The organism is Intestinimonas sp. RTP31139st1_F5_RTP31139_211217 (assembly GCF_040226735.1).
Taxonomy (GTDB): Bacteria; Bacillota; Clostridia; order Oscillospirales; family Oscillospiraceae; genus Intestinimonas; species Intestinimonas butyriciproducens.
The window spans coordinates 46,880-58,043 of sequence record NZ_JBCOAQ010000005.1; the positions used below are offsets into that span (position 1 = coordinate 46,880).

Below are 11,164 nucleotides of genomic sequence, written 5' to 3' on the forward strand. Positions count from 1 at the left end.
GCCCGCGGCCCCTCTTTGTCTATCGAACCCTTGCAGGCTGTGCGAAGATGGCCGGATGCGGGCGGGGAGCTCCGTGGGACACGGCCCGCGTCCAATGGAATGGGATGCCCTGGAACACCTTGCAAAGCAGGGCTTCCAGGGCGCGAAGCCAAGACTTTTGTGCCGCTGTGCGGCGGAAAAATAACGGCATTTGTCTCCGCTATAGAAGGTCCCCCCCTTGTGGACTTTCAAAAATCTCCCGGCAACACGCCGCGCACAATTGCCCGGCCCCCTCCAGATATCCCTCCCGCCGGTCAATGGGGACTGTGCGCAGATACGGCGTCTCCCCGCCGCACAGGACGCATTTCTCACGCGCTCCGGCCGTCTGTCCGGACTCCGCCCGGCTGCGCTTCCGCTGTGCCGCACGCCAATGGATCAAACCCATCGCTCCCACCCCTCCTCCTGCTTTCCTGTTCCGGACACGCCCGCAGAACCGCTTCATACCGTGGGTTTTCCTTTGCATTGCCCGCGCATACCGGACAGCCGCTGGGCCGCCTCCCCGCCGTCCGGCTGGAGATGGCGCAGTTCCACACATGTCCCTCGGGACAAATCCACCAGGCTCGTTTTCGCGTCCCCGGCGTTACCATATCCGGCGTCAGGTCCCCGTTCAGCGTGGGATGCCACTGCTTGACCAGCTCCGGATGCACTGTCGTCAGATCGTTGAAGCCCGCCAGCACCTTGCGATTTGTACAGTAGGGGCACCCCGACCCATCCATGCTCCGGCGGGCGACCACCGCCCGCCATACATGCCCAAGCCTGCACTGCCACCACACCCGCTTGTTGCTCCCCGCCGTCACCATGTCCGGTGTCAACGCCCCGTTTAGCGTGGGATGCCACTCCGCCGCCAGTTCCGGGGAAAGCGTGGCCAGATCGTTCTCACCGGCCAGCACCGTTCGCCCGGCACAGACCGGGCACCGACAGTTCGCTCTGGTCCGCGTGGAGACCGAAGTCTGCCAGGCGTGTCCTCTCCCGCACTGCCACCAGACCCGCTTTTCCGAGCCCGCCAACACCTGCTCCGGCGTCAGCGCCCCGTTTTTTGTGGGGTGCCACTCCGCCGCCAGCTCCGGGTACAGCGTGGCCAGATCATTGAAGCCGGGCAGTACGGCGCGGTTGGCGCAGAAGGGACAACCGTTTCCATAGAGGGTGCGGCAGCGGACCTCCGCCTGCCATTCATGGCCCTGTTTGCACATCCACCAAACGTGCCTGTGACTCCCCGCTGGCACCTCGTCCGGCGTCACGCCCCGGTTCCTGACGGGGTGCCACTGCATCAGAACCGATTCCAGACGGTTCCGCCTGCAATACGCCCATACCGACTCCTTGATAGGTTTTGTATGCTTTGCCATCCCTTTCCCCACCTCCCCCCGCGGATATGCCTGCTATGAGAGGAGGGGACCCGACGCCCCCCTCCTCTTTCCGTGCTTCTTCTCAATCCCCGAACACCGAATCGGTATCGGAGGAGACGACCTCACCGGGCTCTCGGAGGAATTGGCCTCCGGCCACGCCCGCTCCAGGGCCGCCCAGTCGCGGACCGGCCGCAGCCCGGTCTAGACCTCGTAGACATTCCCGTCGTCGTCATCCTTCGGGTCGTAATTGTGGGAGTTGGCGGCCTTCTGCACGTCGGCGTAGTACCACTCGGCCGTATCCGCGCTGCCCACCAGCAGCGCCGTCGTCACGATATTCCCCAGTCTTTTCAGCAGCACGGGCATCGGCTTCTCTCCCGCATGGCTACAAATTTAATTTTGCGTGCAATTCTGCGCAAAAACGTAGACTTTCCTGCGCAAAAGTATTATTATATAAATAATATCGCGTTCTATGTAAAATAGAGAAATAGCGGAACCTTTTATGGCACTGTTCCCCTGCGCAGGAAATTCTACTCATAAAAGCAGAGATTTGGGCGAAATTACTTTTCTTTTTGTGACCGAAGCATGTGCTCCCATTTTAGAAACGTGTTTTGTGAGACTCCCATCAGGGCTGCAGCCTGACGGGAATTGAACTCGCCCCCCGTCCAGCGCGCCCGGACCTCCAGAAAGTTCTCGGGCACCGGGATGGCCTCCCGCCCGAACCGCACTCCCCGCGCCTTAGCCGCCGCAATGCCCTCCCGCTGCCGCTGGCGGATGAATTCGCGCTCCGTCTGCGCCACATAGCTTAAAAGTTGCAGCACGATGTCCGCAATCAATGTCCCCGTCAGATCCCGGTCCTGCCGTGTATCCAGAAGCGGCATATCCAAAACTACAATGGCGGCATTCTTCTCCTTCGTGATGAGCCGCCACTGCTCCAGGATCTCGTTGTAGTTGCGCCCCAGCCGGTCAATGCTCTTGACGAACAGCGTATCGCCCGGACGAAGCCGGTGCAGCAGTCGCTGATACCCTTTCCGGTCAAAGTCCTTGCCCGACTGCTTGTCCATATAGATTTTCTTTTCCTCCACCCCGGCTTTATAAAGGGCGTCGAGCTGTCTCGCCTCGTTCTGCTCGCGGGTGGATACCCGGATATAACCGTAGGTCTGCCGCATCGTAAACTTCTCCTTTATCCAGATACATTTATTTTAGAAAACTTGCTGCCCTATATTTTGGCCTTTTCTTCCATAAAGTTAGACCCGAATCCTCAAAATGAGGATTCGGGTCTTCTGTTTTCAGCATTTCGCTTTCCGGCGGAGTCGTCGGACAGGGCAGCGCTGGCACGCTGCGTCCCCGGGATGGGGCCAGCCGGGCCAGGGCCGCGGCTATGCTCGCCCACTTCCTCACCGCGCAGGCGCAAGGCCCCCTCACACATAAGCATGGCCCGGCGGGAATCAATCGATTCCCGCCGGGCCATGCTTTCACCCTTCGGCGCCCTGTTATCTCTCCGGGCCGCGCCCTTTCTACGGTTTACACCGTCCGCAGGGCGTGTACCCTGCGTTCACCGCGTCCGTTCGGTTGGCGAACTCCACTTGATTCCGCTCCGCCGGGAGGCCCGAGCAGTCCGGGCGATGGAACACTTTAGAGTTTATATTTCCAATGTAGTGATCCGCCTGAGCTCCCTGAGTGGGATTGGTGGGAACACCGGCATTCTTTTGGACCGCAAAGGAGATGCTCTCTCCATCACTGGTCGCCACGATATGTCCCTGCAGGTCGGTGCGGTAAACTGTTACATCCGCATCCCGGAGGCGGCTCATGGTCTCCTCATGGGGATGCCCGTAGTCGTTCCCCTCCCCCACGGAGATGACGGCATACTCCGGCGCCACCTCCCGAAGAAAGGGATAGCTGGTGGAAGTATTGCTGCCGTGATGCCCCACCTTGAGCACATCGGCCTGCAACGCAGCCCCTGCTTCCAGCATATCGGCCTCGGCATCCCGCTCCGCGTCGCCGGTAAATAGGAAGGAGGTCTCTCCATAGTCCAGGCGCAGGACGATGGATGTGTTGTTGGTGTCCTCATATGCCTTCTGCGGACCCAGCACCGTCACCGAGGCGTCCCCCACGGTCCAGGTATCCCCGGGAGAGGGAGACGTGACCTCCAGCCCCTGCTGCCGCGTGTACTTGAGGAAATTTTCAAAGGCCTTGGTGTCGTACTCCGTCACCGGGGCGAACACATGCTCCGCCGGATACTGGCTCAGCGGGCCGGAAAGCCCTCCCACATGGTCCTCGTGGGCGTGGGTGCACACCACGTAATCCAGAGAGTCCACCCCCTGGTCGGCCAGGTAGGAGACCACCAGGCTGGAGTCGGCCACATTGCCTCCGTCGATGAGCATACTCTCTCCGCCGCAGAGGATCAGCGCGGAATCCGCCTGCCCCACGTCGATATAGTGAACCTCCAGCGCGCCCTCCGCTGGGGCGGCGGAGGGCGCGCTCTGCCCTTCTCCCCCGCAGGCCGTCGTGCTCAGCGCCAGCAGCAGCGCCAAGATCAAATTTTCAATAATTCGCATTTTTTTGTCCTCCCTTTTCCTTTGTGCCAAATCGGCTCCATGCTGTTTGAGATGCACCATTATGGATGAAACCTGCGTACAAAACACAGGGTCCCGCCGAGAAGCAGGAGCGCAATAGAGCTATCGCGCCGCCGGTATTTTTCAGTGTATCACAAATTTTTCTTGCATAGGAGTCTTGACTTTTTCCTGTGCACCGGCTATGATGGCCACAGAACACAGAAAGGGCGCATCTTCATGCAGCTTTGTATCAGACTCCGCTCCGGACAAATGAACCGATGAAGCATTGTTCGGAGCTGATTTCTCTCTTCATCGGCTGAGCATACGGGATGGGTTTGGAGATTCCAGGCCTGTTTGTTGCGCCTGCCGATGGATCACAGGGGAGCTATAAAGGACCGCGGACGTTGCTTGTCCGCGGTCCTTTTCTCTTCTGCCTGGAATTTTTGATACAAAGTGAGGCATCATTTCAATGGAAACCAACCTGACCCGCGGCAACGTCACCGGCGTTCTTGTCCGGTTCGCGCTGCCTCTGTTTGCCGCAAACCTGCTCCAATCCCTCTACAGTCTGGTGGACATGGCCGTGATGGGCCGCTTTCTGGGCAGCCCCGGACTTGCCGCCCTCAGCAGCAGCGCCACCATATGCTACGTCATCACCTCCGTCTGTGCCGGCGTCACCACCGGCGGCGGCGTACTGGTGGCACAGTATCTGGGGCGGGAGGACCGGGCCGCGCTCCGGGAGACCGTAGGGAGCCTCTTCTCCCTCTCCCTGGCGGTGGCCGCCGCCGTCACCGCCCTGAGCCTTGTCGCTTATGATCCCGTCCTCAGGTGGATGGGCGTGCCTGCTGACGCCCTTCCGCTGGCTCTGGAGTATATGTCCGTTATCTGCATCGGGACCGTCTTTATCCTGGGCTACAATGCCGTTTGTGCCGTGCTGCGGGGCATGGGGGACTCCAAAGGCCCCCTGCTCTATGTGGCCGTGGCCGCCGCGGCCAACATCGCCCTGGATCTCCTCTTCGTGGGTCCTCTGGCTCTGGGCGCTGCGGGGGCGGCGATGGCCACCGTCTGTGCGCAGGCGCTCTCCTTTTTCATTGCCCTGTTCTCCCTGCGCCGCAGAGGGTTTCTCCGCTCACTCAGCAGGGCGGACCTTCTTCCCAGGCCAGTGCGGTGGGCATCCATTCTCCGCATCGGTCTGCCTACCGCAGTACAGCTCTCGGTGGTGAACCTCTCCTATCTGGCGGTCACCGGCCTGTTCAACGCCTGCGGAACCGCCTGTGCCGCGGCGGCCGGCGTGGGGCTCAAGCTCAACACCTTCGCCGCCATGTCCTGCTGGGCTGTGGGGCAGGCGGTGACCACCATGGCCGGCCAATGTATGGGCGGCGGCGCCCCCGACTGTGCCGCCCGAACGGCACGGTCGGGCCTGGTCCTCGCGTTGGCCGGCTCCGGCGCCACGGCGGCGCTGATCGTCCTCACCGCCCCCGGGCTTATCGCGCTCTTCGACCCTGCTCCGGCGGTGGTGGCGGCGGGCACGCTGTATCTGCGCATCTGCTGTTCCCTCAACTTTCTTGCCTATGCGGCCATGTACCTTTTTGACTCCTTCGCCACCGGCGTGGGGTATCCCGGCCTCGCCATGGGCAACGCCCTCCTGCACTCCGTGGTCATGCGCCTGGGGCTCTCCTGGCTGTTGGGCCTGGCCATGGGCGGCGGCTTTGCCGGACTGTGCTGGGCCGAGATGCTTGCCCCCTTTCCGGGCGCCTTGATCGGCACCGTCTTTTTCCTCCGCGGCAGGTGGCGGGAACGCAGGCTCGTCTGATTCTTCCATCGCATACTTTTTCTTTCCCGCAATGGAATAATCTCACGCGGACCGTCAAGAATAAGACCACGCCTTGACTTATGACGCTAAAGGAGGTCTTCCCTTTGAAACGATCCCGCATCTACCAGAGGACCACGCTGCTGGTCCTCATGGCGGCCTTGGCGGCCACCATGGCTTTCCCCGCATCGGCACAGCTCTTTGGGGCTGCGCCCGAGGAACCCGCTGTCGCCACCTTTGCCAAAAACGGCACCGTGGACAGCACTTTTTCCTTCTCCCCCGCTGATTTTGTGGTACAGTCCGGCGAGGAGGACCTGGACTCCATCATCCTCACCTCCCTGCCCGATCCCAACGCCGGTGTCCTCACGATGGGCAATACCGACCTGGCGATCGGAGACGCCGTGGCGATGTCCGCAGTGGGTGGGATGAAGTTCCAGCCCAACGCCGCTCCCACCGTCGCCGCCACCACCTTTACCTTCACCCCTGTTTTTGCCGACGGTTCCGCCGGAGAGGACGTGTCTGTGGGGCTCTACCTGCTCACCGCCCAAAATGCCGCCCCCATCGCCGAAAACCTGGAGCTTTCCACCTATAAAAACGTGGCCATCACCGGCACCTTTGCCGCCACTGACCCGGAGGGCGACCTCATTACCTTCCGTCTGGTGGACAAGCCCAAGCGCGGCGCGGTCACGCTCTCAGAGGACGGTTCTGCCGAATTCGTCTACACGCCCTACGAAAACAAGACCGGCAAGGACTCCTTCACCTATGTGGCTGTGGACGCCGTAGGTAACACCTCCGCCCCCGCCACCGTCAAGGTCAAAATCGAAAAGGCCAACACAAAGGTGACCTATGCCGACATGGACGGGGTGCCCGCTTATCGCGCCGCGCTCCGGCTGGCGGAGCAGGGCGTGCTCATCGGCGAGTGTATGGGCGGGACGTACTACTTCCAGCCCGACCTTCCCGTGAGCCGGGATCAGTTTGTCGCGCTTGCCATGCACACCGTGGGGCTGGACGCACTGGAGGGGGTCACCCGTACCGGCTTCGCCGACGACGAGACCATCCCCACCTGGGCCAAGGGCTACGTGTCCGCCGCCCTGAAGTCCGGCGTGGTACAGGGCTCCGAGAGCAGCGAAGGCGTGGTCTTCCAGCCCGACGCCACTATCACCCGGGCGGAGGCTTCCGTCCTGCTCAACCGCATGCTCCAGATCACCGACGCCACCCCCACGCTTTTCAGTGACCTGGCGTCCGCGCCTGCCTGGGCGGTCCAGGCGGCGGTCAATCTGGAGACGGTGGGCGTGCTCCGCACCAATGCCGACGGCGCACTGGCCCTGAATGAGGGCCTTACCCGTGCCGACGCGGCGGAAATGCTCTGCGGCGCGCTGGAGGTCCTGGAGACCCGCGAGCCCAGCGGCTGGATCAGTTGGTAACCGGCATCCGCAAAAACGCGGCGGGACATGTGTGGCATGTCCCGCCGCCCAGCTTTTATTTCAGATCGCTTCTCCACCGGCTCCGAGGCTTCTTCCAAAGGCGTATCGCTCAAATTCTTCTACCGGCAGGGGTCGTGAGAAATAGAAGCCTTGGATCAGATCGCATCCGGCCTCCCGCAGGAAGCTCACCTGCTCCTCCAACTCCACACCCTCCGCCACCGTCATGATCCCCAGCTTTCGGGCCAAATCCATAATCATTTCAATCACAGTCCGGGTGCTCTGCTCCTCAAAACGGCTGATGATAAACTGCCGGTCCAGCTTCAGGCAGTCGATGGGGAGATCCTTGAGCAGACTGAGTGAGGAGTACCCGGAGCCGAAATCATCCAGAGAGCAGGTGAATCCAATCTTGTGCAGGGTTTGGATGAAGTCCCTTACATACTGAAATTCACTGCCGGAAAACATAATGGACTCCGTGATCTCCAGTTCGATCCACTCCGGCGGGACCTTCCATGTCTCCAGAATCCGCTTGTACTCCGACAAAAACTCCGGGTCCCGGAAATGCTGTCGGGAGACATTGACCGAAACCGGGACCAGCTCCACCCCCGCCTCTCTCCATCTGGAGAGGCAGCGGCATACCTGCTCAAATATCAGCAGGTCCACTTGGCAGATCAGCCCATTCTCCTCGCACAGCGGGATAAAGGTGGCCGGACTGATAAAGCCCTTTTCCGGGTGCTTCCAGCGGACCAATGCCTCCGCCCCGGCTACCGCGCCATTTTCAGCGCAAACCTTAGGCTGCAGGTACATTTCCAGCTCTCTGCGCTCCAGTGCCCCCTCCAGTTGATAGAGCATGGTTGTCATATCCCTCTGACGATTTTTGATGCTTTCATCATAGAAGGTACAGGTATTGTGATAAGACTTTTCTGCACTTTTCCGCGCGGCGTCGGCACACGCCTCCGCCGCCGCAAAATCCATTTCTTCCGGCTGCGCCATTTTTCCCGGCTGCACATAGTAAATCCCCATGCTCGCTCTCAAGGGCCCGATGGTGCCGCTCAGGTTCGCCAGCTTTCCTGCCATCCGTTCCAGCCGCTCGACAACCTGTGGCTGCTCCGCCCCTTGCAGGAAGAGGTAAAAGGTGTCCGCCTCCCCTCTCGCTACCAATTCTTCCTCGCCATCCGCCTCCGTCCTGAGCGTCGCATAGACATCCCGCAAAAGCCGGTCCCCCTGCTGCCGCCCCTCAAACTCATTGATCAGGCTGAAATTTCTCAGATTCAGGGAAACGACAACATAGCGTGCCTGCGGCGCTTTCCGAATCAGTTCCTGCGCCTGAAATTGCAGGTAGACATTGCTGGCACCGCCGGTGACGGGATCGTGGAAGGACATCTTCTCAATGCGGCCTCTGTACCGGTTCTGCATTCCGATGATGGCGATCAGCAGGGTCAGAAACAGCGCGACCAGCAGCACCGTGATGGTGAAGGTGCGCGAAATATAGAGATCTACCTCGGCGGAGAGAATGTCTTTGGGGATGAGCGTTGTCAGGAACAGGCCGTCGATCAACAGAGGCCGGTAATCCAGCAGGATATCCCCACCGCTTTTTGTCTTTAGGACCAGACTGCCCGCCCAACCCGTCCGCAGATTTTCCAGCATCTCCACGGCCCAGTCCTCACTCTCCCCATACTCCGTCTCTTGGAGCAGTGAGAAAAATGGTCTGTACTCAGGGGGGATCACATAGCTGCCGTCCCGGCCCAGCACTCCTGTGCTGCCCTGGCCGTTAAAGCATTCATTGGTAATCAGCTCCCGCATCCTGTCCAGGGACTTTATTCCAAGCAGTACCCGGGCAGAGGAAACCTCTTCCGGCAGAGGCACCATGTACACGATATACTCTCCCCAGATGCTGATGCTGTCTTCTCCGTTCAGCGCACATGAAAAGGAGGGCAGATTGTTTATTTCGCGCGTCCCACTGTTTAAAAACCAGGCGTCTCCCTCTTCACTTGCCAAGGCCATATCCGTAAAGTCACAGATCTCCGCTTTGCGGCTCAGGAAATCCCGCCATACTTCCGGCTCCAGCCGCGCCACACTGTCTGAAATCAGTTCCAAAGACTCAAGCACGCCGTTAATGCGGTTGTCCACCAGTTGGACCGATTCTCCCGCCACATCCTCCAGATAGCTCAGTGTGCTGCGCTCCAATGCCCGCAGCAGTTTGGCGCCATTCCAGATGATGACCGCCGAAAGGACGACCAGGAACAGGAACGCCGCCGCCATGTAGATTATGGTTCTGCGCCGAGTGTGCGCTGCATGAGCATATTTCATCTTCTGGACACTCCTGTCCCGCATCCCCTCTGGAGAATGCCTCAATGAATCATTACATAAAGACACTTTAATCTTAATCGAGTTCGTCTCTTCTTACAAGATGTTATCTGCATACATTTCCATATAGCTATTGAGAAAAACCTGTGATATAATGCAGAAAAAGGGAGGTTTGAGAAATTTGCGGAAAAAGAACAGCGCGTTTTGTTACCTGTATGACAGCATTGTAGCACAGATCGCTGCGGGACGCTTCCCCTACGGCGCTTCCCTCCCCTCCGCCTCCCAGCTCTGCGGCATCTATCAGGTAGGGCTTCGCACCGTGCGGGATGTCATGCCGGTCCTGCAAAGGGACGGTTATATCCGTACACAAGAGCGCCGCCGTCCCGTGGTCGTCTATCGGCCCGCCGCGCCGCTCTCCGGGACGAACTTCGTGCGCACCCTGCTGGAGCGCAGATCATCCATCTCTGCGGCTTTTGAGGCCATGGCTGTGCTGATGCCGCCGCTGCTCCGGTTCTGCGCAGAGCAGTGTACGGACGAGGAGCTTCACGCCTATGCCACCGCCTCCAGGCGGGTACGAAAAGCGTTCCATGCCGACGTCATCGAAAGCTGGCGCCTCTCCTCTTCCATACTGAATTCCATTTTGTCCAAATCCGGAAATCCGCTGTTCCGCGATCTCTATGCCAGCCTGGAGCTCTTTACCCAGTTCTCTGCCTCAGGGGAACAGGTGCATCCGTTTCAAAGGGCCAAGGAGATCGAGGCCGCGCAGCCCTTTCACTGGGTGCTCGCTCCCCTGCTGCAGCGGGACCATCCCGAGGATGAGCGGCGTCTTCAACTGATGTACCGCATCATCGGCTCTTATGCGGACGAATACCTGGCCCGTCTGAGCGCCGAATACCCCGATGCACCCGTCCCCCTTGCAGGGGCATATCACTGGGACGCCACCAGGGGCAGGGGCTTTCTCTACGGCGAGGTGGCCCACGACCTGACCGCTAAGCTCAGCGCCGGGTTACGGGAGGACGGCGCCTTTTTGCCCGACGCCGCAGAACTGGCCGCACAGTACGGCGTGTCGCTCTACACGGTCCGCCGGGCCCTCAGCCTGCTGGAAGGCCGCGGGATGGTCCGGGTCTGCAACGGCCAGGGGACTCAGGTCACCCTTTCCCAAATCGCCCGGAACCCGTGCTGCTTCTCCGATCCGGCGCAGAGGCGGGACGCCATGGCCTACCTCCAGGCCTGTCATCTCATGGTTCTCCTTTTGCCCACCGCCGCGGCGCTGGCTTTTGACCGTCTGTCCATATCCGATCGGGACCGCCTTTCCCGCCAGCTCTCTGAACAGGGCGCGGCTGTCATGTCCTCTCTGCTGGAATGTGTGATCGCTGCGCTTCCCTCAGATGTGCTGCGCACGATTTTTTACGAGCTTTCCAAGCTCCTGCTCTGGGGCAGCTATTTTGCCATGTATCCCGCTGCCGGAGACAGCATCCCCATCTTGGAGCGTCACTGCCGCCTGGCGCTGGACCTCTGGGGCTGTGGGGACCGTGCGGGTTTTGCAGATCAGCTCACAGGCTTCTACCTCTACCGCTTTCGGCATACACAGGAGTTTTTACTCCTGGAGGGGCTCCAGGAGGCGGGTATCCTCTCCTCCCCGCCGTCGGGCTGAAAATTCCCACTCCTTTTCCGGATCCCACCGGCACGCCGCCG

General features: G+C 60.4%; 8 protein-coding genes. 3 read left to right on the top strand and 5 right to left on the bottom strand.

What is annotated here, in order from left to right:
- Positions 1–347: 347 nt before the first annotated feature.
- The 4 genes from ABUA09_RS05705 to ABUA09_RS05720 all read right to left on the bottom strand — a co-directional run bounded on the left by ABUA09_RS05705 (position 348) and on the right by ABUA09_RS05720 (position 3,937).
- Positions 348–1,382, bottom strand: coding sequence for a zinc-ribbon domain-containing protein (locus ABUA09_RS05705; protein ID WP_227151743.1), 1,035 nt, complete (start codon positions 1,380–1,382; stop codon positions 348–350).
- 201 nt (positions 1,383–1,583) lie between these two features.
- On the bottom strand, positions 1,584–1,739 hold the full coding sequence (locus ABUA09_RS05710; RefSeq protein ID WP_156113734.1) for a hypothetical protein: 156 nt from the start codon (positions 1,737–1,739) through the stop codon (positions 1,584–1,586).
- 200 nt (positions 1,740–1,939) lie between these two features.
- Positions 1,940–2,548, bottom strand: coding sequence for a recombinase family protein (locus tag ABUA09_RS05715; protein ID WP_349949198.1), 609 nt, complete (start codon positions 2,546–2,548; stop codon positions 1,940–1,942).
- A 348-nt stretch (positions 2,549–2,896) separates the two neighbouring features.
- Positions 2,897–3,937, bottom strand: coding sequence for an MBL fold metallo-hydrolase (locus ABUA09_RS05720; protein ID WP_279204531.1), 1,041 nt, complete (start codon positions 3,935–3,937; stop codon positions 2,897–2,899).
- A 466-nt stretch (positions 3,938–4,403) separates the two neighbouring features.
- Here ABUA09_RS05720 and ABUA09_RS05725 point away from each other — a divergent pair, with 466 nt between their 5' ends.
- Both ABUA09_RS05725 and ABUA09_RS05730 read left to right on the top strand, forming a co-directional pair.
- On the top strand, positions 4,404–5,744 hold the full coding sequence (locus ABUA09_RS05725) for an MATE family efflux transporter (RefSeq protein WP_349949199.1): 1,341 nt from the start codon (positions 4,404–4,406) through the stop codon (positions 5,742–5,744).
- Positions 5,745–5,848: 104 nt separating this feature from the next.
- On the top strand, positions 5,849–7,165 hold the full coding sequence (locus ABUA09_RS05730; protein ID WP_279067459.1) for an S-layer homology domain-containing protein: 1,317 nt from the start codon (positions 5,849–5,851) through the stop codon (positions 7,163–7,165).
- Positions 7,166–7,225: 60 nt separating this feature from the next.
- Here ABUA09_RS05730 and ABUA09_RS05735 read toward each other — a convergent pair whose 3' ends face one another.
- Positions 7,226–9,472, bottom strand: coding sequence for a putative bifunctional diguanylate cyclase/phosphodiesterase (locus ABUA09_RS05735; RefSeq protein WP_279204527.1), 2,247 nt, complete (start codon positions 9,470–9,472; stop codon positions 7,226–7,228).
- A 178-nt stretch (positions 9,473–9,650) separates the two neighbouring features.
- Between ABUA09_RS05735 and ABUA09_RS05740 the strand changes: the two genes are divergently transcribed.
- Entirely contained in the window at positions 9,651–11,123 is a 1,473-nt protein-coding gene (locus ABUA09_RS05740) for a GntR family transcriptional regulator (protein ID WP_349949200.1), read from the top strand.
- Positions 11,124–11,164 lie beyond the last annotated feature (41 nt).